We start from the raw sequence: 26,126 nt of genomic DNA on the forward strand, positions 1-26,126 counted from the left end.
GCGAGCGGCCGGGGCCGTGCCTCAGCGGTGTGGGGCCGCTGAGGCCACTGAGGCCGCCGGGACCGCCGGGCCACGGTTCAGCGGCGTGCGCGGGCCCGTGCGGTACGTGCGGTACGGGCGGGGCCGGGCGTGGTCGTGGTGGTCTCCGGCTCCGTGGCGGCGGCCTCGGCGAGACGGACCAGCCGGGACTCGCAGTGGTCCAGCCAGCGGGCCTCCGCCTCGGCCTGGAAGATCAGCTGTTCCAGTACGAGCAGCCAGGCGACCTCGTCGCGGTTGGCGGGCACGTCGGTGAGGGCCTGGGCCTTGAGGCGCGTGTAGTCCTGCATCGCCTTCACGGTGTGGTGGCGCTGGGACTGGATGACGGCCCGGATGTCCACGCCGGGGGCGCCCACGGCCATGGCGAGCTTGATGGCCAGCTCGTCGCGGGGCGGACTGCTGCGGTCGACGGGGGTCTCGAACCAGGTGCGCAACTCGGTGCGCCCCTCGTCGCTGATCGAGTACAGGGAGTGCCCCTGGTCGTCCTCGCCGTCCTGGGCGACCAGGCCGTCGCGCTCCAGTCTGCTCAGCGTCGTGTACACCTGCCCGACGTTGAGGGGCCAGGTGGAGCCGGTGCGGGACTCGAATTCGGTGCGGAGCTGGGAGCCGTAGCGCGGCCCCCGTTCCAGGAGGGCGAGTAGCCCGTGGCGGATCGACATACTGAGTATGTATACCGAGTATGTTGCCGAGTGCAAGTCTCCGCGACCTGGTGCGGAAGGGCTGGGCCGGTCCGGGCGCGGTGATCAGTCGGTGCGGCGCATACGCAGCGCGAGGAAGCCGATACCCAGCCCGACCAGGGAGATTCCCACGCCGAGTGACATGTCCTGGGCCTGTCGTGCGGCGGGTCCGTCGAGGGCCTGCCGCGCGGGCCGGCCGGCCTCGGGCGATGTGCTCGCGTCAGGGGTGGCGGCCGGCACCGCGGCGGAGTCCGTCGCGGCGGGCTCCTCCGCGTCCTCGTCCGCTCCGGCGTCCTCGTCCGCCCGAGCGATCTCCTCGGGCGTCAGCTGCCGCCCGGGGCGCTGCCGCCCCTCCCCGGCGAGCAGCCCGGCCAGCGGCGACTGCTCGTCCCCCGGCACCGGCGATCCGTCGCTCGGCGAGGGCGATCCGGTGGCATCGGGCGGGGAGCCCGGGGGTACGGACGGCAGGGGCGCGGGCGGTGCGGGCGCGGCCGAGGGGCCGGCGGACGCGCCGGAGCCGTGCGTCGTGGAGGTACCGGCCGACGGCGGCACGGTGGGGGTGGCGGACGGCGTCACGCCGGAGGGAGAGTCGGACGGGAGGCCGGAAGGGGGACCGTAAGGGGAGCCGGGCGGGCCGGGCGCGGTCGCGGAAGACTCCGCGCTCGCCGCCGTACGCGGTCCCGCGGCCGCCTCGCCGCCCGTAACGGCCCCCAGGGTCGCGGCTGCCGTCAGCACGAGGCAGGCCACGCACCTTGAGGGCCGCGAGGGGAGGTGTCCTGAAGCCATGTGGTCAGCGTCACATGTGACGGTACGTCCGGCATCTCGGGTTTCTCGGGAGATGTGCGTTCGCTACCGGAGCGCGGGCCTCCGCTACCGGAGCGCGGGCCTCGTCGCGCCGGCTGACGCAGACTGAAACTAGGGTCTTTCGTTTGGATCAGGCCGGATCGCCGGTGGAAACCTTCAGCTCGAAGTGTGCTCCGACCTTCGAGATGGCAGTTCCGGACGTCGGGAACTGGTTGACGACCTGGTCCTCGGCGTACGCGTTACCCGGCTCCTCGATGATCTTGATGGTCCAGCCCGCCGCGTCCGCGCACGCCCGCGCCGAAAGGATGTCCTTGTAGATGAACCTCGGGGCATCGACCTTGTTCGGGTCGTCGGAGTTCTCCATGGCGTCCGTGCACTTGTCGGTGTCCATCGTCCGGTTCCGCTCCGGACCTCGGTGCTCACCGGCCGGGGACTCGCTCGACGAGGCGTCGTCGCCCTTGCCCGGGTCGCCCTTCATCGAGAGCACCGTGATCAGGCCGCCGATCGCGATCAGCGCCACCACGATCGAGCCCACGATCACCGGAACGTTTCGCTTGGAACCGCCGCCCGAGGAGTTGGACGTCTGCTGCGGCGACACCGAGTACGGCGGCGGGGTCTGCTGCTGCATCGGCGACATCGGCGACATCGGCGCCTGGCTCTGGTAGGCCGGGGCCGACTGGGGGTAGCCGTACGACGGGGCCGGCGTCGGCGTCGGCGGACCGTAGGGGCCGGGCTGCTGCTGCGACTGGTACGGGCCGGGCTGGTACGGCATCTGCACGTTCTGCGGAGCGGGGGCGGACTGGTCGACCGGCGGGAAGACCGCCGAACCGACGCCGGAGCCGCTGTTCGCCGGTGCACCGCTGCCACTGACGATCACCGGGGCGCCCGCCTGGCCGCTCGCGCCCAGCACCCTGGTGATCTCGTCCTGCATGGCCGAGGCGCTCGGGAAGCGCTCGTTCGGGTTCTTCTTCAGCGCACGGGCGACGAGCGCGTCCATCGCGGGGGTGATCGACCGGTTGATGGTGGACGGCGCGACCGGCTCCTCCTGCACATGCGCGTACGCGATGGCGAGGGGCGAGTCGGCGTCGAACGGGATGCGGCCGGTCAGCAGCTGGAACAGCATGATGCCGACCGAGTACAGGTCGGAGCGCGCGTCGACCCCGCGGCCCAGGGCCTGTTCGGGGGAGAGGTACTGCGGGGTGCCGACGACCATGCCGGTCTGGGTCATCGACGTGACGCCGGACTGCATGGCGCGGGCGATGCCGAAGTCCATGACCTTCACGATGCCGCGCTTGGTCACCATGACGTTGCCCGGCTTGATGTCGCGGTGGACCAGGCCCATTTCGTGGCTCGTGTCCAGGGCGGCCAGCACATCGGCCGTCACCTTGAGCGCCTTGTCGGCGGGCATCGCACCGTAAGCGCTGATGTCCGACTGGAGCACGGAGCCGAGCGGCTGCCCCTCCACGTACTCCATGACGATGTACGGCATCAGCGCGCCACCGAGCTCGTCCTCGCCGGTGTCGAAGACGGAGACGATGTTGGTGTGCTGGAGCTTCGCGACCGCCTGGGCCTCGCGCCGGAACCGCTCGCGGAAGGACTGCTCGCGCCCGAGTTCCGTGTGAAGGGTCTTGATGGCGACCTGCCGGTCGAGCGCGGAGTCGTACGCCAGATATACGGACGCCATCCCGCCCTCGCCGAGCAGGTCACGCAGCTGGTAGCGGCCGCCGGCGACCGAACCGCCCGCGTAGCGACCCTGGGCCCCTTGTGCGCCGTCCTGGCTCATGACTTGCTTCCCCCTCGGGCGCGCGACTCACGCGAAGATCCGTATTACGCGCCAAGTCTGCCCGAGGGGTCGGACACGTCAAGCCGGGTGCCCGTTCCGTGACCCTACGCACAAGAAGCGTCTCGGAAGCGTTACAGGAACCGCATGTAATTTGCGCGCGCGGCTCGCCAGCCGGTTGGATGACCGGTCCCTCTCGAAATCGGTGTGTCCGACGAAGGCTGTAGCGTGACGTGGCAATGCAGCAAGGGCCTTCCGCCCGGACCGGGCCGAACTCGGCATGATCCGAACCGAAGGATCCAAGGCACCGTGAGAACCCGCGGACGCGCGGACAGAAACGACGGCGAGGACTGATGGCACCCGAACCCGAAGCAAACGGCGGCGGAGTTCCGGATGGCACCGACTCCTGGGGCATCGGCGGTGTTGTCGGCGACGGGCGTTACCGGCTGACCCACCGGCTCGGCCGGGGCGGTATGGCCGAGGTGTTCGCGGCCGAGGACGTCCGGCTCGGACGTACGGTCGCGGTGAAGCTGCTGCGCTCCGATCTCGCGGAGGACCCGGTCTCCAAGGCCCGGTTCACGCGTGAGGCCCAGTCGGTCGCGGGGCTCAACCACCATGCGGTCGTGGCGGTGTACGACTCCGGCGAGGACACCGTGGCCGGGCAGACCGTCCCGTACATCGTGATGGAGATCGTCGAGGGTCACACCATCCGTGACCTGCTGCTCAACGCCGAGCCTCCGCCTCCGGAGCAGGCGCTGATCATCGTCTCCGGGGTGCTTGAGGCGCTCGCCTACTCGCACCAGCACGGGATCGTGCACCGGGACATCAAGCCCGCCAACGTGATCATCACGCACTCCGGCGCGGTCAAGGTGATGGACTTCGGCATCGCCCGTGCGCTGCACGGCGCGCAGTCGACGATGACCCAGACCGGCATGGTCATGGGGACGCCGCAGTACCTCTCCCCCGAGCAGGCGCTGGGCAAGGCCGTCGACCACCGCTCCGACCTGTACGCCACCGGCTGTCTGCTGTACGAACTCCTCGCGCTGCGGCCCCCGTTCACGGGTGAGACGCCGCTCTCCGTGGTGTACCAGCACGTTCAGGACATTCCGGTCCCGCCGTCGGAGGTCTCCGACGTGGTGCCCGCGGAGCTGGACGGGCTTGTCATGCGCTCGCTCGCGAAGGACCCGGACGACCGGTTCCAGAGCGCCGAGGAGATGCGCGGGCTCGTCCAGTACAGCCTGCAGATGCTCCAGGTCCAGGGCGGCCACACCGGTACGTGGAACACCGGCCCGGTCGCGATGCACGAGGGCGGTGCCACCCCGCCCCAGGGGATGACCGGCGCCACCCGTGCGATGGGTCATCCGCAGTACGGGGACACCTCGCAGGGCCCGATCCTGCCGCCGATGAACCCGGACGACGGCGGCTACGACGGCGGCGGCGGCAGCAGCCGGCAGGGCGGCAGCGGCCGCGGCAAGCTGTGGCTGTTCATCGTGCTGGCACTGATCGCGATCGGCGCCGGCGTCGCCATCGCGGTCAACGCGGCGAACAGCGGCGACGAGAAGCCGAAGGACAAGCCGACGTCGACGTCCAGCTCGCCCTCCCCGACGAAGAGTTCGCCCTCGCCGACCGAGGAGCAGACCGAGGACACCCAGCTGCCCGGGAACTCCACCGGCAATCAGCAGGAGACGCCGCCGAGGCGCTCGTACAGCCCGTCGACCACACCGACCGAGTCGGAGGAGCCCCCCACGCCCAGCCCGACGGACACGGCCCCGGGCACCGCGACGGACGGCGGTTCGAGCACCGACTCGGGCGGCACGACAACGGACGGCGGTTCGAGCACCGACACGGGCGGCACGACGACCGACGGCGGCGCCAACGGCGACACGAGCGGCACGACGCCGACCGGCGGAGCGGGCGGTGGCGAGCCGGGCACCGCGGAGGGCGCCAGCACCGGCACCGCCGCGGGGACGGTGGGCACCACCCAGTGAACCGTCACCCAGTGAACCGTCACCCAGTGAACCGTCACCCGCACCCGTAACCACCCACCCTCACCCCGTGAAGGCCTCGCACACCGCGTCGTACTCACGGGTCCACCACACCGCCAGGGCCGACACCGCAGGGAACTGCGGGTCGGCCCTTCGGTCGTTCAGGCAGTAGCGCCAGCGCAGTATCCAGAAGTCGTTGAGCCGCTCCCACCACACCCGGTGCACCGCGGCGGCCAGTTCGGCGGCCCCGGCCCCGGCCGCCCGCCGGTAGGCGCGCGCGTACGCCCGCACCTTCGCCAGCTCCAGCTCACCGGCCGGCTGGACGAAGAAGATCGCCGCGGCCCGTACCGCCTCCTCCGCCCGCGGCTGCACGCCGAGACGGTCCCAGTCGAGGATCGCCACCGGGTCAGCGCCCCGGTAGAGCACGTTCAGCGGGTGGAAGTCGCCGTGCACCCAGCCGGTCGCCGGAACCCCGGGCGTGGGCGGCCGGCGGCCCGCGTGCTGGTCCAGCAGGGTGCGCCGCTCCAGGAGCCGGTGCTCGGCCAGTTCGTCGAAGGAGTCCCGGGGCCGCCGGCCGCGCGCAGCGGCCAGCAGCTCGTCGATCAGCGCGAAGGTGTCGGCGGGGTCCGGGCTCGCATGGCCGGTGGGTCTGCCCGCGGCCCCCGCGCCGGCCTCCATCACCTGCTCAAGACCGGTGTGTACGGCTCCGAGGAGCGCCCCGAGCCGCACCGACTGGGCGACAGTGAGCTGGGCGCCTGCCCGGTGCAGCCCGTCGACCCAGGGGTGCAGGGCGTAGCAGCGGCCGCCGATCTCGGTGACGGTGCCACCCTCGTTGTCCTCGATGGGCGGGGCGACAGGCACACCGAGTGACTGGAGCCGCTGGGTGGCACGGTGCTGGCGGACGATCGTGGCGCGGTCGCCGGTGGAGTCGTCCAGGTGGTGCTTGAGAAAGTAGGAACCGCGGGTGGTGGAGACCCGGTATCCGTGGTTGAGCAGGCCTTGGTCCAGGGGTTTGCAGGTGAGCGGTTCACCTGTGTGCGGGTAGCGGCGGAGCACCTCGCCGACCGGGGGGACAGGCGGGAGGGTTACAGATGAGCGCGGCACTCGCCAGATGTTAGATCACGCTGTGTTGCACACCCTGACGAGTTGCGTGGAAGTCCAGAGTGTGCACGCTGACGAAGTGCGGGTCGAGCCGGAGGAAGGCCGGGGTGAAGGGCTCCCCGTTCACCTTGACGGGGGTGGGGCCGAACAGTTCCCGCTGGACGCGGGGCGGCTCGACGGTCTCCGCGGGCCCGGTGAACTGCACGGACCACAGGTCGCGGCTGCCCGCCGAGGTGGCCGCGTTGAAGTTGTCCGCCCCGTACGCGACGACCGTGCCGTTGCACGCGTCGTGGTACCCGAGGCCGCTGTGCATCCGCAGGACGACCCGGCCGTCGATCACGACGTGGCGGGCCACCGTGAGGAACGGAAGGGCCCTCATGCTCGTCGCCAGCCGGCCGTATGGGACCCGGCCGAGCAGGTCGATTGCGTGGAGTTCTTCCTCGGTGGACATGACCTCCACTGTCCGTTACCGAGGGGCGCGGAATAAGAGGCCGCGGCCCCGGGCGCCGGGGGACCAAAGTCCCGAGTCTGCCCGGGACCGCGGCCCCTTCTGTGCGGATTCAGCGCTTTTCGGCCTGGAGCCGCGCCACATAGGCGGCGGCCTGCGAGCGGCGCTCCATGCCGAGTTTGGAGAGCAGGCTGGAGACGTAATTCTTGATCGTCTTCTCGGCGAGATGCAGCCGTTCCCCGATCACCCGGTTCGTCAGCCCCTCACCGATCAGATCCAGGATCTTGCGTTCCTGATCCGTGAGGCCCGCGAGCTTGTCGTCGCCGCGGCCCTTCTTGCCGTCGCGCAGCCGCTCCAGCACCCGCGCGGTGGCCACCGGGTCGAGCAGCGACTTTCCGGCCGCCACGTCCCGTACGGCGTTCAGCAGCTCGTTGCCCCGGATCGCCTTGAGCACGTATCCGGAGGCGCCCGCCATGATCGCGTCGAACAGTGCCTCGTCATCGGCGTACGAGGTCAGCATCAGACAGTTGATGGACTCGTCCCGCGACCGGATCTCCCGGCAGACCTCCACCCCGCTGCCGTCCGGCAGCCGTACGTCCAGGACGGCCACATCGGGCCGGGTCGCGGGGATACGGACCAGAGCGTCCTCGGCCGTACCGGCCTCGCCGACCACCTCGATATCGTCTTCCACCGAGAGCAGCTCATGGACTCCGCGGCGGACGACTTCATGGTCATCCAGCAGAAAAACCGTGATTTTTCCTTCTTTGCTCACAAACGCAGTCTCACACACTCACCTCTTCCCTGCCGCTGTCCGGCGGGATAACGTGCCGTTGTTCCGGCTGCCTGCAAGGCTGTTACCAGTGCTGTGACCAGCGAGAGTTCCCGAATTCCTCGATTTACTTGGATATCCAAGCAAAATCGCAGGTCAGATAGGGTTTCGCAGTTACGCGAGGCACTGGGTAACGTGCCTTATAACAGGGCGCTCGCCGGGGCACCTGTCACGCCTGTTCCCGGACCGAGCGGCACCCACCCCGTGCACGGGTACGGACACAGGCGAGCCGCACTGGTCTCCCGGCAGACCCCGGGGACCGGACCGACGGAGGAGCACGCACGTGACCGTGGAGAGCACTGCTGCCGCGCGTAAACCGCGACGCAGCAGCAAGCGGACCAGCGCCGCGAAGACGTCCGCGAAGACGCCACAGAGTTCCGGACCCGAGCTCGTACAGCTGCTGACGCCCGAGGGCGAGCGCGTCGAGCACCCGGACTATTCGATCGACCTGACCGCGCAGGAGCTGCGCGGCCTGTACCGGGACATGGTCCTGACCCGCCGTTTCGACGCCGAGGCCACCGCCCTCCAGCGTCAGGGCGAGCTGGGCCTGTGGGCCTCGCTGCTGGGCCAGGAGGCCGCGCAGATCGGCTCAGGCCGGGCCCTGCGGGACGACGACTACGTCTTCCCGACCTACCGCGAACACGGTGTGGCCTGGTGCCGCGGCGTCGACCCGACCAATCTGCTCGGGATGTTCCGCGGTGTGAACCACGGCGGCTGGGACCCGAACACCAACAACTTCCACCTGTACACGATCGTCATCGGCTCGCAGACCCTGCACGCCACCGGCTACGCCATGGGCGTCGCCAAGGACGGCGCGGACTCGGCCGTGATCGCGTACTTCGGTGACGGTGCCTCCAGCCAGGGCGATGTCGCCGAGGCGTTCACGTTCTCCGCGGTCTACAACGCCCCGGTCGTGTTCTTCTGCCAGAACAACCAGTGGGCGATCTCCGAGCCGACCGAGAGGCAGACCCGGGTGCCGCTCTACCAGCGCGCCCAGGGCTTCGGCTTCCCCGGCGTCCGCGTCGACGGCAACGACGTACTGGCCTGCCTGGCCGTCACCCGTTCCGCCCTGGAGCGCGCCCGCCGCGGCGAGGGCCCCACCCTCGTGGAGGCGTTCACCTACCGGATGGGCGCGCACACCACCTCCGACGACCCGACGAAGTACCGGGCCGACGAGGAGCGCGCCTCCTGGGAGGCCAAGGACCCGATCCTGCGCCTGCGCACGTATCTGGAGAAGCAGGGCGCCGCCGACGAGGCGTTCTTCACCGGCCTCGACGAGGAGAGCGAAGCCCTCGGCAAGCGGGTGCGGGAAGCGGTGCGGGCCATGCCCGACCCGGACCGGCTGGCGATCTTCGACCACGCCTACGCCGACGGGAGCGCGCTCGTGGACGAGGAGCGCGCCCAGTTCGCCGCCTACCAGGCATCGTTCGCCGAGGAGGGCAAGTAGCCATGGCCATGCAGAAGATGTCCATCGCGAAGGCGCTCAACGAGTCGCTGCGCAAGGCCCTCGACACCGACCCCAAGGTCCTCATCATGGGTGAGGACGTCGGAAAGCTGGGCGGGGTCTTCCGGATCACCGACGGCCTCCAGAAGGACTTCGGCGAGGGCCGGGTCATCGACACCCCGCTCGCGGAGTCCGGCATCGTCGGTACGGCGATCGGCCTGGCCCTGCGCGGCTACCGGCCGGTCGTGGAGATCCAGTTCGACGGCTTCGTCTTCCCCGCGTACGACCAGATCGTCACGCAGCTCGCGAAGATGCACGCCCGCTCGCTCGGCAAGATCAAGCTGCCGGTCGTCGTGCGGATCCCGTACGGCGGCGGCATCGGCGCGGTGGAGCACCACAGCGAGTCGCCCGAGGCGCTCTTCGCGCACGTCGCGGGCCTGAAGGTGGTCTCGCCTTCCAACGCGTCGGACGCCTACTGGATGATGCAGCAGGCCGTGCAGAGCGACGACCCGATCATCTTCTTCGAGCCGAAGCGCCGCTACTGGGACAAGGGTGAGCTCGACACCGAGTCCATCCCCGGCGGGCTGCACCACGCCTCCGTCGCCCGCCCCGGCACGGACCTCACGCTGGTCGCGTACGGCCCGATGGTGAAGGTCTGCCTGGAGGCCGCCGCGGCCGCCCAGGAGGAGGGCAAGTCGATCGAGGTCGTGGACCTGCGCTCGATGTCCCCGATCGACTTCGACGCCATCCAGACGTCGGTCGAGAAGACCCGCCGGCTGGTCGTGGTGCACGAGGCGCCGGTGTTCTACGGCTCGGGCGCGGAGATCGCCGCTCGCATCACGGAGCGCTGCTTCTACCACCTGGAAGCACCCGTGCTGAGGGTCGGCGGCTACCACGTCCCGTACCCGCCGGCCCGGCTCGAGGACGAGTACCTGCCGGGTCTCGACCGTGTGCTCGACGCCGTCGACCGCTCGCTGGCGTACTGAGGACTGGGGCGTGACAACGATGACCGACACTTCCAACGCTGCTCGCTTCCGTGAGTTCAAGATGCCCGACGTGGGCGAGGGACTGACCGAGGCCGAGATCCTCAAGTGGTTCGTCAAGCCGGGCGACACCGTCACCGACGGCCAGGTCGTCTGCGAGGTCGAGACGGCGAAGGCGGCCGTCGAGCTGCCGATCCCGTTCGACGGGGTGGTGCACGAGCTGCGCTTCGGCGAGGGCACGACCGTCGATGTCGGCCAGGTGATCATCGTGGTGGACGTGGCGCCGGGCAGCGGTGACGAGGCTCCGGCTTCGGTTCCGGCTTCGGCTCCGGCTTCGGCTTCGGCTTCGGCCTCGGATTCGGCCTCGGATTCGGCTTCGGCTGAGCCGGCCCCCGCGCCCGCCGCCGAGCCGGAGGCCGAGGCGCCGAAGGGCCGTACGCCCGTGCTGGTCGGCTACGGCGTGGCCGAGTCCTCCACGAAGCGGCGCGCCCGCAAGGGCGCCGAGGCGGCCCCCGCCGCCGCGTCCGCCGCGATCCAGGGCGAGATGAACGGGCAGGGCACCGCCGCCGTACCCGAGACCCGGCCGCTCGCGAAGCCTCCGGTACGGAAGCTGGCGAAGGACCTGGGCATCGACCTGGCGACGGTCGTCCCGACCGGCGAGGGCGGCGTCATCACCCGCGAGGACGTGCACGCGGCGACGACGCCGGAGCAGGTTCCGGCCCCGGAGCCCGTGCGGACCGAGGTCCCGTCCCCGGCCCCCGTCTCGGCGCCGGCCGTGGTCGCCTCGATGGGTGCGCGGGAGACACGTATCCCCGTCAAGGGCGTACGGAAGGCCATCGCGCAGGCGATGGTCGGCAGCGCGTTCACCGCGCCGCACGTGACCGAGTTCGTGACGGTCGACGTGACGCGCACGATGAAGCTGGTCGCGGAGCTCAAGGAGGACAAGGAGATGGCCGGGGTGCGGGTCAACCCGCTCCTGATCATCGCCAAGGCGCTCCTGGTCGCGATCAAGCGGCACCCCGAGGTCAACGCCGCCTGGGACGAGGCGAACCAGGAGATCGTGCAGAAGCACTACGTGAACCTGGGCATCGCTGCCGCGACCCCGCGCGGACTGATCGTGCCGAACATCAAGGACGCGCACGAGCAGACACTCCCGCAACTGGCCGCCTCCCTGGGCGAACTGGTCTCCACGGCCCGCGAGGGCAAGACGTCCCCGGCGGCGATGGCGGGCGGCACGGTGACCATCACCAACGTCGGCGTCTTCGGCGTCGACACGGGTACGCCGATCCTCAACCCGGGCGAGTCCGCGATCCTCGCGGTCGGCGCGATCAAGCTCCAGCCGTGGGTCCACAAGGGCAAGGTGAAGCCCCGCCAGGTCACCACCCTGGCGCTCTCCTTCGACCACCGCCTGGTCGACGGCGAGCTCGGCTCCAAGGTGCTGGCGGACGTCGCCGCGATCCTGGAACAGCCGAAGCGCCTGATCACCTGGGCGTAGGTGTGTGCGATGGGCCCGCGCGGAGTTCGCGCGGGCCCATCGGCATGTCCGGCCCCTGCCGCAGGGCCAGTTCGGCGAACACGGTCTTGCCCACGGTGCGCGGCTCGACGCCCCAGCGATCAGCGACCCGGGCGACGATCAGCAGCCCGCGCCCGTAGCAGTCGTCGTCCTGCGCTTCGCGCACCGCCGGCAACCGCTCGCCGCGCGGGTCGCTGACCTCGATGCGGAGGGTGGTGGCGGTGAGGACGAGGTGAACGCGGAAGAGCCGCCCCCGCACGGAGCCGTGGAGCAAGGCGTTGGTCGCCAACTCACTGACCAGCAACGCGACTTCCCCGACGCGGTTGGGATACCCCCACTCGGTGACGAGTCGCACGGCTCGACGTCGGCTGTAACTGACACTGCGGGCGGTGGGGGTGTAATCGAGACGGTCCTCCTGGAGGACGGGCTCGGGGGTGGTGGGGGCCTTCTCCTGGGCTGCGGTCATGGACGCGTGCCTCTCGGTGAGGGGGCGGTGGCGATGCCGACCCTGAGCAGGGCAGGGCGGTGCACTTCCGCCGGGCGGTGCCGCTGGGTGAGCGGCAGGAGTCCGACAGTAGCGATGAAAAGTTCTCACGCTCAAGTGCGTCAGGAATATATTCCTCAAACGAGCTAACCAAGCCTGCCGGCAGTGCGGTTGCTGGCACACTGGGCACGACCAGCGGGAGGGCTACATGCAGAAATCAGGAAGCGGTACGCGCGGCAAGCAAGCCTCGACTGTGCTTGGTCGCCGCTTGGGCGGTGAGCTGCAAGGGCTGCGCCTGGCCGCTGGCATGACTCAACAGCAGGCGGCCGTGTACCTCAGCGCGACCGCAACCAAGGTCGTCAAGATGGAGAGCGGCTTGGTGCCGGTCCGTGATCCGGACATCCGGGCGCTGTGCCAGTTGTACGGAATGGCGGACGACAAGGTCCTGGCAGGCTTGCTGGACCTTGCGAAGACGGACCGAGACCGACGTAAGGTCAAGGGTTGGTGGAATGACACACCCACCCTTGCCACGCAGGTGGACTACATCGCTATGGAAGACGCCGCGATCAGGATCAGGCAGTGGCAAATGGCCCTTGTCCCGGGACTGTTTCAGACAGCGGAGTACACCCGCGCGTTGGGCGTAGCCAGCATGTCAGGGGAGGATCTCGACCGGATCGAAGACGTGGTCACGGGGCGTGCCAAGCGCCAGCAGCGGCTCTATGGAGAGGCCCCACTGCCCATCCATGCGGTGATATGGGAGGCTGCACTTCGCCAGATGGTGGGCGGACCCACGGTCATGGGGCGCCAGTTGACGCACCTGTGTCAGCTTGCTGAACGGCCCAACGTCCATATTCAGGTTCTGCCCTTCCGAGTGGGAGCAAACTCGGGGATCGGCGGCCCCTTCGCCGTCCTGTCTTTCGGGGAGAACGAGGCTGTGGACGTCGTGCACATGGACGCTCCCCGGTCGACGATCTGGGTCGAGAATGCGGAGGAGAGTGCAGCATTCGTCGTGATGTTCAACTACTTGATGAAGATGAGCCTGTCACCTCACGATTCGATTGAGTTCATGCATGGCATCGCTAAGGGATTGAAGGAATGACAACCTTTCAGTTTGCCAAGTCCAGCTACAGCACTGCGGAGCGCGAGTGCGTCGAGGTCGCCCGTAACGTCCCCCACACCGTCGCCGTCCGTGACTCCAAGCGGCTGGACGGTCCCGTCCTCCTCCTGGCGCCCGCTGCGTGGGACGCCTTCCAGGAGGCCTTGGGGCGGCAGCCGTAGGACACAGGCGTTCTGACCGCACCTGCTCGGGTGTTGACTGGTGCTGCATTGGGGAAAGGAGTAGTAAGTGAAGGCATTCGGGTTCGTCAAATCCAGCTACAGCAGTGGCAACGGCGAGTGCGTCGAGGTCGCCCGCAACATTGCCCACGCCGTCGCCGTCCGTGACTCCAAGCGGCTGGACGGTCCCGTTCTTCTCCTGGCCCCCGCTGCGTGGGACGTTTTCCAGGAGGCCTTGCAGGCGCGCATCCACGCGAAAATCAGCAGAGGGTTTCCGATGCCGTCGCCTGCCTGAGCCGTGCGTGGATTGTTCGATGGCATTGGCGCACGGCTCCGGTGAGCTGGGCCCTTTCCTGGGCGGGAAGCTCTCCGCTTCGGAGTGCGCAGGAGCTGAGAAGCCGAAGGCATTCCTTCATTTCGCCGTCTGTGGCCAGCTCGCGGGTCAACGGGTGTGAGAGCGCATCGCGTGCGGCGTAGCCGTCCTCGGTCCTCGCGGCGCGGCGGCAAAGGTCGGTCACGACTTGCCTGGCAGCGGAGTCCTCTGGCGAGCTCACCAGATCCAGCACGACCAGCCCAAGCCGAGATCGGAAGGCTGTCAGGCCCTCACGGTCAGGCAGTGCGAGGTAGGTATCGACGAGGTTGTGCAGGGGGCGCCGCCATTCCAGGTCACTGCTGCGGAGGCAGAGGAGCGTCAGGCAGTCCGTGACAGCGGCTTCCCAGACGTCGCCCGGTTCGGTGTGGGTCAGCAGGTGGTTGGCGTGTGCTGTGTCCGAGCTCAACAGTTCGGCGATCAGCGCTACTTGACGTCCGTCGAGCATTCGGCGACCAAGACCGCGATGGCGTTGAATGTGCGACAGCGCTTCGCCCCAGCGGCCGGCACTGGTCAGGGCGCGGGTCCCGTCGGCCAGTAGGACGGCCCACAGCCAGGTGGCGACTTCGCGGCGGTCTTGTGCCGTGCACACGAGGCTTGGAGGAACGGTCACTCCGTCGATGTGCGCGGACTGGTCAGCAGCGACGGCGTTGAAGAGGCATTCGAGCTGTTGATGCCCCGCGTCTGCGTTGCCGGTCCGGAGTTGAAGTCGGACGAGGTTGACGACGGGCTCCAGGGCCCTGATCGCGTCGGCGGCTTTGAGAGGGGCGGCGTCCAGATAGACGGCGGCGTGCTGTCGGCACCAGGTGCGGGCCGCGTCCGTGTCGCCGATGTCGGAGGCGATCAAGGCGGCTTGGTTGCAGACGGTGGACGCCTTGCTGAGGTCGCTGTGAGCTGCCGCGGAGTTGGCCAGGGTGGACAGGTTCTGGACGCGCTGGGTCAGTGGAAGACACGAAGGACGTGGACGGGCCACGAGCGGGAAGCGACTCGCGAGGGCATCAGGAAGTCTCCACATGGTCTGCGGTGCTCCTCTCGGCGGCTGGGTCCTGGCCGAAGATCACGGTTCTCGCGGCGGCCGTGAGGGTTGCCTGCGTGGCGTAGGGCAGGCCGAGCCGATTCCAGGCGAAGAACACGTGATGAGCCAGCACGTCCCGTAGCCCCCGGTGGAGGCGTCCGGACTCGTTGAGGACGACCAGGTCGCTGCCGACCTCGACGTAGGCACGGGCCCACTCAGCTGCATGGGCCAGCGGTCCGTCCGGCTGCATCGCGTACTGCGGGTCGACACGCAGCAGCCGGTGTACGGCGTCGTGGAACTGTCCACTGTGGGGTGAGGCGGCCTGGGGAGGCTGCGGGCGGTGTGCGGCGACGCGGGCCCAGACGTCACCTTGCTCGTACCAGTCCAGTCGGGCGGAGCGCATCATGAGCCCGCACAGCATGAGGGAGGTCTCTCGGCGATGGCGGGCGGCGTCGCTCCCCAGGAACCCGATGAGGCCGAGGGTGTCGCGGTGAAAGAAGTGGTGGGCGGAGACCATGGCGTCATCACCGCCGAAGGCGTGGCGCTCCGGCTCGTAGACAATCTCTGTCCAGCTCTTGATGTGCCCCTCAGCAGTCAGGCCGTCGAGAACTGCACCGAAGCGGTCTCGACCACCTGCGGTGCTCTGATAGCGGATGCGCCAGCAGGGGCGCTTGCGGATGATGAACCATGTGCTGAGTGCGCCGTCGTTCACCGCCATCCGCAGGAGCGGGGCGATGCGGGACAGCGCCGTGGCCTCGGCTTGCTCCCAGTTGGGGAAGGAGACGTTGGCCTGGCACCAGTGAGGTGTGCTCATGAGGGTTCCTCCGGGTGGTCACGCCAGGGCGAGGAAGGTGTCCCAGTACGGGGCCGGAGCCTGGCCCGTGCCGAGGGTGTGCAGAGCCAGCGCTGCGCCGGCGGTTCCGTCGAGGAGTTCCGGATCGTGCGGCACACCATCGAGTGAGCGGATCAACCGATCGGCCAGACAGGGCAACTCGGCGGTGATCTCGGAATTGTCCGTGTCGGTTCCCATCCGCCACGCGGCATGAAGCAGTCCGGCCATCCCGTGGCACAGCCCGATCTCAGGCAGTTGACCCTGTTGTACGGGATCGCGCAGCGCGGCGAGAATCGCCCGCTCAGCGGCCTGCACCCGGACCGTCTCTCCCAGGGCGAGTCCGGCCAGTTGTTGGGCACGGGCGGTGCCGCTGACGCCGTAGCACCAGGAGGGGCGCGGGCGAAGAGCGGAGTGGACGCCGCGGTCGGCTGCTTGCTGCTCGGTGATCTGACCGGGCCACCAGGGTTGGGCGTCGTCGCCTTGTCGCCAGCGGTCGGTCCAGGTACAGATCCGTTCGACAGCGTCGGTCATGCCTGGCACGGCCACCCCGTGGAGCAGGGCCTTCGAGAGCACGGCCAGGGTGGCGCCGATGCCGTGGGCGAGCCCGAAGTTGCCGTGGCCGCCGGGATAGTCGGGATGGGGTGCGCCGGTGGGGGCGACGTTCATCCACCAGGGCGGCAGCCCGGCCGGTTCAGGCAGGGGATCGGTCAGCCGCACCAGGTAGGCGAGGGTGTGGCGGGTGATCTCGTGGTGAGGGTGGCGGCTGAGGTGGTAGGCGCCGAGCCCGGAGAGTCCCTGGATCAGGTCGAACTCCTCCATTGGAGGGCGTTCACCCCGGTCGATACGTTGGTGGGCGGTGGTGAGACGGCTGCGGGTGACGGCCAGGGCGGCCGCATCCAGCCGGGCCAGGAGCCGCAGGTAGCGGCTTGACGCGCTCGCCGCGCGGTGCGTGATGAATGCCAGGGCGGGGGCGCCGAAGTACAGGTTCGCGTTGGATGCTGCACTGATCGCTCCCTCCACGGCCGCAGCCAGCCAGGCGTGTGCGGTGCCCCAGTCACCGTGTCCCGTGCGGGCCCGTTCGATGTGCAGCAGGGCGATGCCCGAAGCGCCTCCTGCGAGCGACTGGGGCCAGGCCCGGCCGCCGCTGGGCCGACCGCCCGGCCACACGGCGGTCGGGTCGGCCAATGCGTCGGCCAGCTTGCCGGCGGCCGACAGCGCGACGGGGGCGTGGGCTGTCGTGGTCACGGTGTCCTCCTTGCTCGTGCCGTCCAGCTCAGAGCGGCGGCCCTGGCCAGGTGCAGGTGCGTGATCTCTTCCGGCAGTCCGGGCCCGCACATCCGTACGTGATGCAGGTGCAGCAGGTCAGGCAGCAGTGCCCCGGGATCTTCGTCCGTCTCCGCGAGTACGTGTGCGTAGTCGGCCAGGGCTGCCCGCCGCGCGGACCAGGTCGCGGCCGTCTGCTTGTCCAAGCCCGCGGGGTGCGTGTGCACAAGGTCGACGGCTTGGCGGTAGACGGCTCGGGGCGGCGGGGCCGGTGCGGTGCGGGTGTGCTCGATGAGCCAGTGCATCGCCGTGGCTCGGTCGCCGAGCAGGCCCGTGGCGATGTCCACCATGCTCGCGGCGGTCACCGCGCGGGCGTCCGGTGCACCCTTCGTTCCTGCCGCCGTGAGCTGGGCGAGCACGGCGGCGGAATCGGCGGCGAAGTACGCCTCGGCCGCATCGAGGGCCGTGGGACCGCCGAACCGTGCGGCCTCCGGGTGGTACGTCTCCACGCTGGTGTGGGTGATCAGATCGCGGCGGCGAAGCTGTTCGGTCCACTCGCCGATGTGCTCGAAGGCTGTGCCAAGGGTGCCGGGCGCGCAGGTGAGGCGAAGGCGCAGATGTTCGGCAGGGTCGGGGTAACGGATGAACCAGCAGCGTGGGTCGCCCAGCTCGCCGAGCAGAGTCGGGAGGTGTCTGGTCAGGATGGGATCTTGCCGGTCGCGGCGGCCGTGCAGCTGAAGGTAGAGGTGGTTCCCGCTGCCGGGGAGATGCCCGTGCTTGTGGGGAACGACGTGGGCCGTGGTCCGCACAGGGGCACCGTTCTGGTCGGCGGCCAGCGGGATCACAGCTTCATGGGCCCGGCCGCCAGTCCAGCCCAGGTCCTGGGGGCGGGGAGCAGGGTGCAGGATCGCCGTGCCGTCGCGGTCCAACTGAGCGCGCAGGAGCGCGCGGTGGGAGCCCTCTGCCAGGTCCAGGGAGAGACTCTGGTCCGCCTCGCTCAGGTACACCCGCTCGGGGAGGTGGACATCGCGGCGCCACCGGGTCAGGGCCGCGTCCCACTGCGCCCATGGCTCTGACGTGGCGGGTAACTGATCGCGGGTGAGGCGCCAGCGGGCCGGGGACAGGATCGTGCGGCCGTATCGCAACGCGGGCAGGAACGGCAGGTTCGACGCGGCGGTGCCCCACAGGAAACCGGTGCAGGGGACGGCCAGCGCCACGGGCGCCTCGGCCAGGAACCGGGTGAGCGGATGAGAGTGCAGGCCCAGGTCCACGGCGTTGAGCATCAGGGTGTGCACCGGACGGCGTAGGGAGAGCGAGACGAGATGGAGCTGCTTGGTGTCGGCGGTGACGGCCAGGTCCGTGACGGGGATGAGAGAGGTGTCCGGGCTCTGGTACTCGCCCAGCGAGATCACCGAGTCGGTCACCCGTGGTGCTCGTGCGACGTTCTGAGCACGCGCGGACAGCGGGGTGGCGCTGATCTGTGCGACGAGCGCGCCGCGGTGCACTGCGGGCAGCCTTGCGTACACCTCGGACATACGACGGCGGTCCTCGTCGGGGAGCAGGTTCAGGAAGCGGCCGGTGGTCGCTCCGGCCGACCGCGCCACTCCCACGACGTGCAAGATGAACTCGCCCCGCTGAAGCGCCGATACGTCCTCGGCGTCGATACGTACGGTCAACTCGGTGCTGGGCTGGACGGGGTGGCCGGGATCGCTCGTGGCCAGATCCTCCAGCTCGGCGTCATCGAGCGCGACCTCGACGCGGCCCTGCACGGTGGCGACCTGGGCGAGCTTGATGAGGCGGCCGTCCCGGTCGGGCAGCGGCGAGGGCGTCGACTTGATCGTGGCCCCGAGGTAGCCGGGCGGGTATCCGAGGGCGTCGACGGCATCCAGGACAGGGACGACCGCACGCGGCCCGTACCGGTCGAGGAACCGGGCGTGCCATTCGGTCCAGCCCGTCAGCGCAGCACGGGGGGCGAGCCGGGTGAGGGCCCTAGCAGCTGCTGCCGCTTCATGGGCCACGGCTTCGGGAAGCGTCAGGTCCCAGTCCAGCCGGAGGTCGAGCGCAGGCCGGGGCGCTCCACGAATTTCTGCCCTCTCGTGCTGGGGCAGGTGGTGAGCGTGGTCGTTGAGACCGGCGAGAGGGTCGCTGTTCGTCATCGCCGGCCGCAGGTTGGTGAGGAGAACCTGCTGTCGGACCAAGCCGGCGAGAAGCGCGTTGATGGTCACGGCCGGGATGCCGGGGAAGTCGGTGGCGAGCTTAGCCGTGAGGTCGCCCCAGCGGATCGAGGTGCGTGCACCATCCAGTGCTCTGCGCACGGGCCCGGTCAGTCGTACCCGTACGTGCTCGGGGCCGAGGTCGCGCCGTCCGCTGGACCGGTGCTCGATCACCACATGGTCGTCACGTTCGACGATGAGTGTGGAGGTGAGCAGCATTAGATACGGTTGCAGCACGGGGTGCTGCTCGAAGCGGTCGACGAGGGTCGCGCTGTGCTCGGCGTCTGCTCGGGCCGCTACGTGGTGTGCGGAACCGGTGCGCAGCACGCCCACGGCACCGATTCGTGCGGCTGTGACTCCGGCGAACAGACCGAATGGTGTGGCGCGCGTGCGGGCACGCAGCAGGTAGCGAAGGACAGCAAGCGCAGCGCGGCGCACGGCGGAATCCGACAGCGGGTGGCCGGCACTGAGCTGTTCGACCTGGCGGGCGAGGTCGGGGCTGGCGGCGGTAACGGCAGTGGCGAACCCGGAGTGCTGCCAGGCCTGGTGCACCCACGTCCGCCATGACGCGGGATCTGCGGCCATGCCGACCAGGGGCGGCCAGCCGGCTGGTTCAGGGTGTCCCGCAGCGGCCCGGATCAGCGCTGCATCGACGTGCCGGTACATGTGCCTCCTGTGGCCGCGCGGTGCCCGGCCGCCCGTACAGGCGTGGCCGGACACTGCTATAAGGGGATTGGTGCTGCTTACGGGCAGCTCAAGCACGCCGTGGCGCACGTCGAGTTGCAGCCATCGCTCGTAAGGCGGATGAGCTGGTCCGCGGCGGGGCCACCCTCGACGATGGTGATGTCGAGCTCCCAGTCCGCCGACTCATCGGACGACTTCGAGGTGGCGGCCGGCTGCGCGGGCGTCAGCGGACGCTCCATCTGTACGGTCATGCGTTGCCTCCTTGGGCAGTTGAGGGATGGTGCGTGGTCCCGAGGCCCGAGAGCCCCGGAGTCCTAGGCCCAGGTCGCCGTGACGACGCCGTGGCGTCGCAGTACGGCGCCCTTGGGCAGGGGGGTGGGAGCCGGGCCCGGCCGGTAGCGGAACGTCGCGGCTCCCCGCCGACGGTAGTTCTGCGCCCAGCGGCGGAGCAGGTCCGCGTACACCTCGGCGAGCGCTTCGGCCTGCGGGCCGTGGGCGATCACGCCGCTCTCGAAGCCGTCGGTGTCGGCGTTCTCGCGGCGAGTGCGGTAGGCGAAGCTGTCGCGGCTCACCAGGGCAGGCACGCCCTTGAGGGCGGACGCCTCCACGAGCCCGTTCGCGACGATGTCCTCGGAGGCGTGGAGCCGGGCCGGGCCCGGCAGGTTCAGCGTGAGGAACAGCTCCAGCTCGTCGGGCAGGTCGTACGCAGCGCCGGACCAACGCTCCAGCCGGGGCATGTTCAGAGCCTCGTTGAGTGCTTGGGGCTCCAGGGGGACCCGGACGTCGTCCGTCTGCAATGCGACGCCTTCCCGCAGCATCACCTTGCGCTCTTCGGCGGCGCCTTCGCCCTGCATGGGCACGAAGTGAGCCAGGCCGTAGGAACGACTGACCAGGTCGCTTCCCTCGCGGTCGAAGGCGATCGAGCGAGTGGTGCCCCGGACCTTGAGCGGGACGACGATCCGCCCCTGCTGGGCCAGGCCGTCAACCCAGGACGGCGGGATGTCCCAGGCTTCGGCGGTCACGATAATTCGGTCATACGGGGCGCCCTCGGGAACCCCGTCCTCACCATCAGCCAGCACTGTCTTGACCCGGGTGTAGCCGGTGTCGTCCAGGCACTTGCGGGCTCGGTCGATGACGTCGCTGTCGATGTCGACAGTCGTGACGTTGCCCGTACTTCCGACAAGCTCTTGCAGGTAGGCGGCGTTGACGCCGCCGGACCCGACTTCCAAGACGTTCATGCCGGGCCGGACCTCGGCCTGTTCCAGCATGACGGCCTGGAGGTGTGCCGCGGACATGACGCTGAGGCTCAGGCCGTTCTCGTCCGTCTTGACCGGCACAGTCTTGTGCAGGTCGTAGGCAAGCTCCGGACGTGCGTCGGGGGTGAAGAGATGCCGTGGCACCGCTGCGAAGGCAGCGGCGACGGCCTCGGACTTGATGCCGTCCTGCTCATGCAGGGCGCGCAGCATGTCCGCGCGCAGGGCCTCGGGATCGCGGACGGCAGAAGTGTCAGTTGTAGTCATGCGATGACCTGGTTCGTAGAAGGGCTGAGGCATGGTGCCCGGACGGCGCTGCGGCAGGGACGCTAGTCAGGGATCAGGTTTCCGAGGCCGACTACGCGCCGCGGGCGCGGATGGCGTGTGAAGTGGCCGGATATGGAGTGCAGGTGATGTGGTACTGCCGCCTCTGCTCTCGTTCTCGATCAGTTCTGTGGGGGAGGGGCCGCCGGGAGACGGCTCCCCCCCACGCCTCTTCTCCGGCACCGAGCCGTCCTTTCGAGCGCTGCGGGAGAGGATGTCGTTGTGCGGCGCCGTTGCGTCGCGCACTCCGCACCTCGCTTATGGCAACGTCGTACGGGTGCCCAGGTACGTCCACCGACTGGGTCATGACGGCCTCCCCAGCAGGACGCGGTTCCGCAGCCGGTCGACGCTGGCCAGGCGTGCAGCGCTCACGGCGTCGAAGGTGCCGGTGGAGGCGTTCATGTGGAGTGCTCCCGCTCGTCGAGTAGCTGGCCTAGAAGAGCGAACCGCCTAACCGCGGCGATTGGCATGGGGTCAAGGGCTTGGAAGTGGTCAAGGTGGTCAAAGATCACCTAGGACCGCCTGGTCGGTACGGCACAGAGCCGAGTTCCACTCCATGTCGACATGTGGTGTGACGGCTGACGTCCAGTCAACGACGCCCGGTGACCGAACGACAGGAAGAGTCCCGAGCTCGGGTATCCCTTTGGACTGGAAGACTTTGCGTTCCCATTGCCCAGCTCCTGGGCGGTCCGGTAACGGAGGGGCTACTTTCGGTGCATGGGAGTGAACGTCATCCTTCAGAGGCAGGGTGACTTCGCGACACCTTCCATGAGCCAAGGGGCAGGTGAGCACTACGGTGAATCCGTTCCCGCCCCAGCGCCATCTGCCGGGGCGGCCGGTCAACGTGGTCAAAGATCGTTTTCTGGTGCGGGGGCGCAGAATGGCGCGAGAGAGAAATGAACGGCTGGCCTCGCTCCTCTTGGAAGCTGGCTGGTCACGGGCTCAGGCCGCCGCGGCATACAACCGTGTCGCTGCCGAAACGCTGAACGGCGAAGTGCTGGAGAACTCCAAGATCGGACGCTCCCACGTGAGTATGTGGGTGGGGGGCGTCCAGCCATCAGGGATCGCTCCCGCTATCTTGTGCCAGGCGCTGTCCCGGCGGTTGAAGCGTGAGATCACGCCACAAGAGATCGGGTTCGCAGCCGCCACCTCGCCGGCGCAGAGGGCGCTGGACTGGCGCGTCGATCCTCTGATCGCGCTGAGCGACTTGGGGAATGGCGTGAACACCGACCGGCGGCGAGTACTGGCAGGCGGCGTGTACTCTGCTGCGGCCCTGATCTTGCCGGATGCGACATGGTGGGAAGCTTTGGCCAAGCCACCGGCCGAGGAGACGGTGGCTCGGAAACGGGTCGGCCATGGCGACGTCGAGACCGTACGCGAACTGACTCTGGCGTTCTCACGCATGGACCAACGACGCGGAGGCGGGCACGGCCGGCGGGCCCTCGACGAGTATCTGAAGCATGAAGCTCATGACTTCCTCCGGGGCCGGTTCACGGACGATGAGACGCGGCGTGCCATGTTCTCGGCCTCCGCCGAACTTGCCTATGTGGCGGGCTGGATGGCCTTCGATAACAGCGAGCACGCCGTCGCGCTCCAGCGATTCAACATCGCGGTGAAACTGGCAGCCCGGTCCGGTGACGCCCCTCTGAGCGGGCACATTCTGCGAGCCATGGCCCACCAGGCCCTCGACATGGGATTTCGCCATGAAGCTCTCCAACTCGCACGGGCTTCGGTGCACGGGGAGCGGTACGCGGCCGCTACCCCTCGCGAGCGAGCGCTCTTAGGCGTGGTGCACGCGCGGGCACTCGCTGCGAACCGCCACAACGACGAGGCGGCCAAGGCCCTGCTGCGAGCTGAGGACGATCTCTCCAACGCACATGACGGGATCAAGGAGCCTGACCGGACGTTCTTCTTCGGAGAGGCGTCCTTGGCCCACGAAACGGCATGTACGTTGAGGGATCTGGGCGATCATCAGCGGGCAGTGAAGGAGTTCCGCCGTTCCGTGCGCACGCGCGGTGCTGCGTTCCGGCGCACGCACGCGGTCACCCTCGGATACATGGGTGCGACGCAGATTGCCCACGGTGGCGTGGAAGAGGCGTGTGCAACCTGGACGAGCGTCCTGGACGCGATGGAGGACGGGATCTACTCCGGCCGGGCCCGGCAGAGAGTCGTCGACATGAGGCACCTGCTGTCGCCCTACCGCAAGCGCGGCATCCCCGTGGTGGGGGCACTCGATGCCCGCGCGGCCTCGTACCTCGCCCAAGTAGATTGACCGCCGGCATCCACGCATTGAGTTGAGGGGTTGGCCCATGGCCTTGGAGATCGAGCCGATCGGGGAAGTAGTCGCAGGGCGCACCGAGGTGGCCGATGACTACTGGGGCGGGGTTGAGTCCGTGATCCAGCTCAACGAGGCCGAGTTCCCCCTCGACTCCGTGCAGGGCCTGGAAGAGTTCTCCCACTTGGTGGTGGTGTGGCATTTCGATCAGGCGTCGTCCGATGACGTGGAATATCACGCCCGCAGTCCGCGGGGAAACACAGAGTGGCCTGCCACGGGGACGTTCGCGCACCGTAACCATCGGCGCCCCAACCAACTGGCGCAGAGCTTCCCGCGCCTGCTGAAAGTCGACGGCCTCCAGCTCCGAGTGGCGGACCTGGACGCGGTGGTTGGCACAAAGATCTACGACGTCTCGCCATTCTTCACGGAGATGGGGCCGCGCGGCGCGGTCCGCGAGCCCTTCTGGCCCGGGGAGATGCTGGTGGATTACTGGGCGAAAGGGAGCTAAGCCGGGTCGCACGGCAGGTTTTCGGCTGGCCAACAATCAGGACGCAACCCGTTTCGGCCTCGGCACTACAGACTGGGGCTGTCGAAGGAGCCGATCCAGTCGGTGGGACTGTGACCGGCGGAGCCCTGATCGGCCCGGTGACGGGTACGCTGGCCGGTCCGGCACCAGGGGATGTGGCCGGCCTGCTGACTTCGGAGCGGCGATCGTGGACTACCTTCTTCCGGAAGTCGGCCCGGTTCGGTATATCGAACCCCGGGCCGTTCAACCGCCCTTCGCGGAAATCTCCGATGATGCAGATGTGGTGAGATGAAGAAGAGAGAAAGTAAGTGGGAAGCGCTACAGGGCGGCGGATTCCTCAAAGGTTCTGCCGCTGGTCTGAGTGAAATGCTTCTCGGATGGCGATCGCTTTTCCTCGGCGTCTGTGGAACGTTGGGCGGATTCGCAGGGGCCGTCACCGGTGAGGGAATCGTCGAGCGACTGGTGCTCGTAGTGATCGGCTGCGTATCGCTCGTCCTCGCGGCGGTTTCATGGAAGTACGTGAAGCGTCAGCAGAACGAGCGGAATGCTCAACGCGACAGTACGTAGACCCCGACCTCTCGAAACGGGACGGGGCCCGGCCCGCCGTCGTGGATCAGGGCCTGTCCGGTGGTCCTGCCGGACAGGCCCTGACGTCACCGGGACAGCTCAGCGCTTGAGCATGAAGGTGAAGTCGCCGGAGGTCTTGCCGCTCAGCCGGATCGCGGAGAGGAGCTTGCCCTCCGCGAGCAGTCGCTCGACCTCCGCCCGCGACAGACCGCACCCTTCAGCGATCAGCCGCACCGGCCGGACCGGAATCCGCGCGGCGAAGTGGACCGAGACGTCGATCACCTCGCGGTCCAGGTGATCCGATCCGCCGGTGTCGAGGCGCCAGGCGTCGCCCCAGTCGAGAGCGATGCGGTTGCGGCGCCGCACGACCGGGTCCTGGAGCAGTTCGGCTGCCAGGCCGGGGTCGTTGTCGTGCATCCGGTCCAGCAGCTCAGGCCGTACGGAGCGCACATGCGTCCGCTCCAGGACCGTGAGCTTTGTGGTCTCCCCGCAGGCGGTGCAGAGGGCGAGGAGCCAGGCGTCGAGCAGCTTGTGGTTCGCGTTGACGCGGAATTTGCCGTTCGCCCGGAAGCTCTCGGACGCGCACGTGTGGCAACGGCGGAGGACGAGTGGCAGGCAAGTGGGCATGACGACCCAGTTGTTGAGCACAGGGGTACACCGGTTTCAGTGTGAGAAGTCCGCAGCAGGAAGCAGCGCGGCGCACAGGTGCGACGCGCGACCGATCAGCTCGTGGGAGGTCTCAAACGGTGTACAACGGAACGTCCTTGCCTGGGCGACGTGGTTCGGCAGCACGGTAACTGCGTGCAGCGGCCCCGTTCCAGTGGTTTTTGAGCGCCTCGCCGGAGGGCGCGCTTACCCGGGAGGTAATAGCCGTGGGCGGTCCGGCCCGGCAAGACTGGTGATGTCCACGTCGGAGGGCGTGGGTCGCGAACTGGAGGACCGGACATGGCAGTTGCCACACCCACACCCACGACCACCCGCGCCGCCGTGGAGGAGTTGCTGCGCCGGATCGGCGGGGGCGACCCCGAGCGCATCGCCGAGCTGTACGCCGAGCGGGGTGACTGGAAGCTGGACTGGCCGGAGGCCGAACACGGCCGCGCCGCCACCCCGTGGATCCGCCACCGGTCCACCCGTGCCGATGCCGCCGCCCACTACCGCGAGCTCGCCGAGTTCCACGTGCCCGGGTCCGCGGCCACCGAGATCGAGCGCATCCTCGTGGACGGCGACGACGCGGTCGTGTTCGGCGAGATCCGGCAGACCGCCCGGCCCACCGGACGCGCCTACCGCGCACGGTTCGCCCTGCACCTCACGTTCGAAGACGGTCTGGTCACCCGGCACCACGTCTACGAGGACAGCCTCGCGGTGGCTCGGGCGTTCGAGGCGGAGGCGGAAGGCCAGAGCGCGGATCCCGCCCCGTCGCGCGCGTGACGCTGTCCGCCGCGCAC

25 protein-coding genes are annotated in these 26,126 nt (G+C 69.0%); 11 read left to right on the forward strand and 14 right to left on the reverse strand.

The features are described 5' to 3' along the window. Positions 1 to 77: 77 nt before the first annotated feature. The 3 genes from ACZ6S6_RS17885 to ACZ6S6_RS17895 all read right to left on the reverse strand — a co-directional run bounded on the left by ACZ6S6_RS17885 (position 78) and on the right by ACZ6S6_RS17895 (position 3,300). Positions 78 to 695 carry a PadR family transcriptional regulator gene (locus tag ACZ6S6_RS17885; RefSeq protein WP_362953343.1) on the reverse strand — a complete coding sequence of 206 codons (618 nt, stop codon included), beginning with the start codon at positions 693 to 695 and terminating at the stop codon, positions 78 to 80. An 84-nt stretch (positions 696 to 779) separates the two neighbouring features. Beyond that, a complete protein-coding gene (locus ACZ6S6_RS17890) occupies positions 780 to 1,289 on the reverse strand; it encodes a hypothetical protein (RefSeq protein ID WP_469706171.1) in 510 nt (169 codons plus the stop codon). A gap of 358 nt (positions 1,290 to 1,647) precedes the next feature. Next, entirely contained in the window at positions 1,648 to 3,300 is a 1,653-nt protein-coding gene (locus tag ACZ6S6_RS17895; protein WP_362953345.1) for a protein kinase domain-containing protein, read from the reverse strand. A 350-nt stretch (positions 3,301 to 3,650) separates the two neighbouring features. Here ACZ6S6_RS17895 and ACZ6S6_RS17900 point away from each other — a divergent pair, with 350 nt between their 5' ends. Beyond that, a complete protein-coding gene (locus ACZ6S6_RS17900; protein WP_469706172.1) occupies positions 3,651 to 5,285 on the forward strand; it encodes a protein kinase domain-containing protein in 1,635 nt (544 codons plus the stop codon). Positions 5,286 to 5,345: 60 nt separating this feature from the next. On the opposite strand, the gene ACZ6S6_RS17905 is transcribed toward ACZ6S6_RS17900, so the two are convergent. The 3 genes from ACZ6S6_RS17905 to ACZ6S6_RS17915 form a co-directional block, all read right to left on the reverse strand. Continuing rightward, positions 5,346 to 6,338: a phosphotransferase enzyme family protein gene (locus tag ACZ6S6_RS17905; protein ID WP_362953417.1), complete on the reverse strand. Its 993-nt coding sequence runs from the start codon at positions 6,336 to 6,338 to the stop codon at positions 5,346 to 5,348. Positions 6,339 to 6,396: 58 nt separating this feature from the next. Next, on the reverse strand, positions 6,397 to 6,834 hold the full coding sequence (locus ACZ6S6_RS17910) for a pyridoxamine 5'-phosphate oxidase family protein (RefSeq protein ID WP_362953347.1): 438 nt from the start codon (positions 6,832 to 6,834) through the stop codon (positions 6,397 to 6,399). 109 nt (positions 6,835 to 6,943) lie between these two features. Continuing rightward, the gene (locus ACZ6S6_RS17915; protein WP_362953348.1) at positions 6,944 to 7,603 is read right to left on the reverse strand and encodes a response regulator transcription factor; all 660 of its coding nucleotides are present in this window, start codon (positions 7,601 to 7,603) and stop codon (positions 6,944 to 6,946) included. A 340-nt stretch (positions 7,604 to 7,943) separates the two neighbouring features. Between ACZ6S6_RS17915 and pdhA the strand changes: the two genes are divergently transcribed. From pdhA to ACZ6S6_RS17930, 3 genes are read left to right on the forward strand one after another with little or no spacing between them, the layout of a single operon-like run. Next, entirely contained in the window at positions 7,944 to 9,107 is a 1,164-nt protein-coding gene (gene pdhA / locus ACZ6S6_RS17920) for a pyruvate dehydrogenase (acetyl-transferring) E1 component subunit alpha (RefSeq protein ID WP_362953349.1), read from the forward strand. Between the two features lie 2 nt (positions 9,108 to 9,109). Next, complete coding sequence (locus tag ACZ6S6_RS17925) at positions 9,110 to 10,090, forward strand: alpha-ketoacid dehydrogenase subunit beta (RefSeq protein ID WP_362953350.1); 981 nt, start codon at positions 9,110 to 9,112, stop codon at positions 10,088 to 10,090. Between the two features lie 10 nt (positions 10,091 to 10,100). After that, complete coding sequence (locus tag ACZ6S6_RS17930; protein WP_469706173.1) at positions 10,101 to 11,582, forward strand: dihydrolipoamide acetyltransferase family protein; 1,482 nt, start codon at positions 10,101 to 10,103, stop codon at positions 11,580 to 11,582. Here ACZ6S6_RS17930 and ACZ6S6_RS17935 read toward each other — a convergent pair. Then, on the reverse strand, positions 11,569 to 12,066 hold the full coding sequence (locus ACZ6S6_RS17935; RefSeq protein ID WP_469706174.1) for an ATP-binding protein: 498 nt from the start codon (positions 12,064 to 12,066) through the stop codon (positions 11,569 to 11,571). The two genes, ACZ6S6_RS17930 and ACZ6S6_RS17935, sit on opposite strands and share 14 nt — an antisense overlap. Positions 12,067 to 12,292: 226 nt before the next feature. Here ACZ6S6_RS17935 and ACZ6S6_RS17940 point away from each other — a divergent pair, with 226 nt between their 5' ends. From ACZ6S6_RS17940 to ACZ6S6_RS17950, 3 genes are all read left to right on the forward strand, one after another. Beyond that, entirely contained in the window at positions 12,293 to 13,183 is an 891-nt protein-coding gene (locus ACZ6S6_RS17940) for a helix-turn-helix domain-containing protein (RefSeq protein WP_362953353.1), read from the forward strand. Beyond that, positions 13,180 to 13,362, forward strand: a complete 183-nt coding sequence (locus ACZ6S6_RS17945; protein WP_362953354.1) for a DUF397 domain-containing protein — start codon at positions 13,180 to 13,182, stop codon at positions 13,360 to 13,362. The genes ACZ6S6_RS17940 and ACZ6S6_RS17945 overlap by 4 nt, the downstream gene beginning before the upstream one ends. A gap of 67 nt (positions 13,363 to 13,429) precedes the next feature. Continuing rightward, on the forward strand, positions 13,430 to 13,654 hold the full coding sequence (locus ACZ6S6_RS17950; RefSeq protein ID WP_469706175.1) for a DUF397 domain-containing protein: 225 nt from the start codon (positions 13,430 to 13,432) through the stop codon (positions 13,652 to 13,654). Here the strand turns inward: ACZ6S6_RS17950 and ACZ6S6_RS17955 are convergent. The 6 genes from ACZ6S6_RS17955 to fxlM form a co-directional block, all read right to left on the reverse strand. After that, positions 13,620 to 14,576, reverse strand: coding sequence for a hypothetical protein (locus ACZ6S6_RS17955; protein WP_469706176.1), 957 nt, complete (start codon positions 14,574 to 14,576; stop codon positions 13,620 to 13,622). The two genes, ACZ6S6_RS17950 and ACZ6S6_RS17955, sit on opposite strands and share 35 nt — an antisense overlap. A gap of 151 nt (positions 14,577 to 14,727) precedes the next feature. Continuing rightward, positions 14,728 to 15,558, reverse strand: a complete 831-nt coding sequence (locus tag ACZ6S6_RS17960; protein WP_469706177.1) for a thiopeptide-type bacteriocin biosynthesis protein — start codon at positions 15,556 to 15,558, stop codon at positions 14,728 to 14,730. 18 nt (positions 15,559 to 15,576) lie between these two features. After that, positions 15,577 to 16,821: a lanthionine synthetase C family protein gene (locus ACZ6S6_RS17965; protein ID WP_469706178.1), complete on the reverse strand. Its 1,245-nt coding sequence runs from the start codon at positions 16,819 to 16,821 to the stop codon at positions 15,577 to 15,579. After that, positions 16,818 to 19,637 carry a lantibiotic dehydratase gene (locus tag ACZ6S6_RS17970; RefSeq protein ID WP_469706179.1) on the reverse strand — a complete coding sequence of 940 codons (2,820 nt, stop codon included), beginning with the start codon at positions 19,635 to 19,637 and terminating at the stop codon, positions 16,818 to 16,820. The genes ACZ6S6_RS17965 and ACZ6S6_RS17970 overlap by 4 nt, the downstream gene beginning before the upstream one ends. A gap of 158 nt (positions 19,638 to 19,795) precedes the next feature. Beyond that, positions 19,796 to 19,987, reverse strand: coding sequence for an FxLD family lanthipeptide (locus ACZ6S6_RS17975; RefSeq protein ID WP_469706180.1), 192 nt, complete (start codon positions 19,985 to 19,987; stop codon positions 19,796 to 19,798). Positions 19,988 to 20,050: 63 nt separating this feature from the next. Beyond that, complete coding sequence (gene fxlM, locus ACZ6S6_RS17980; protein WP_469706181.1) at positions 20,051 to 21,256, reverse strand: methyltransferase, FxLD system; 1,206 nt, start codon at positions 21,254 to 21,256, stop codon at positions 20,051 to 20,053. A 937-nt stretch (positions 21,257 to 22,193) separates the two neighbouring features. On the opposite strand from fxlM, the gene ACZ6S6_RS17985 reads away from it, so the two are divergent. The 3 genes from ACZ6S6_RS17985 to ACZ6S6_RS17995 all read left to right on the forward strand — a co-directional run bounded on the left by ACZ6S6_RS17985 (position 22,194) and on the right by ACZ6S6_RS17995 (position 24,681). Beyond that, positions 22,194 to 23,585, forward strand: coding sequence for a Tat pathway signal protein (locus ACZ6S6_RS17985; protein ID WP_469706291.1), 1,392 nt, complete (start codon positions 22,194 to 22,196; stop codon positions 23,583 to 23,585). 37 nt (positions 23,586 to 23,622) lie between these two features. Continuing rightward, positions 23,623 to 24,096 carry a TrmO family methyltransferase domain-containing protein gene (locus tag ACZ6S6_RS17990; protein WP_362953357.1) on the forward strand — a complete coding sequence of 158 codons (474 nt, stop codon included), beginning with the start codon at positions 23,623 to 23,625 and terminating at the stop codon, positions 24,094 to 24,096. A gap of 306 nt (positions 24,097 to 24,402) precedes the next feature. Continuing rightward, positions 24,403 to 24,681 carry a hypothetical protein gene (locus ACZ6S6_RS17995; protein ID WP_362953358.1) on the forward strand — a complete coding sequence of 93 codons (279 nt, stop codon included), beginning with the start codon at positions 24,403 to 24,405 and terminating at the stop codon, positions 24,679 to 24,681. Between the two features lie 99 nt (positions 24,682 to 24,780). Here the strand turns inward: ACZ6S6_RS17995 and ACZ6S6_RS18000 are convergent, their stop codons facing one another. After that, the gene (locus tag ACZ6S6_RS18000) at positions 24,781 to 25,329 is read right to left on the reverse strand and encodes a DUF1062 domain-containing protein (RefSeq protein ID WP_469706182.1); all 549 of its coding nucleotides are present in this window, start codon (positions 25,327 to 25,329) and stop codon (positions 24,781 to 24,783) included. 297 nt (positions 25,330 to 25,626) lie between these two features. On the opposite strand from ACZ6S6_RS18000, the gene ACZ6S6_RS18005 reads away from it, so the two are divergent. Beyond that, positions 25,627 to 26,109 carry a nuclear transport factor 2 family protein gene (locus ACZ6S6_RS18005; protein ID WP_469706183.1) on the forward strand — a complete coding sequence of 161 codons (483 nt, stop codon included), beginning with the start codon at positions 25,627 to 25,629 and terminating at the stop codon, positions 26,107 to 26,109. Positions 26,110 to 26,126: the final 17 nt, after the last annotated feature.

This window comes from Streptomyces sp. NPDC048671 (genome assembly GCF_055587045.1).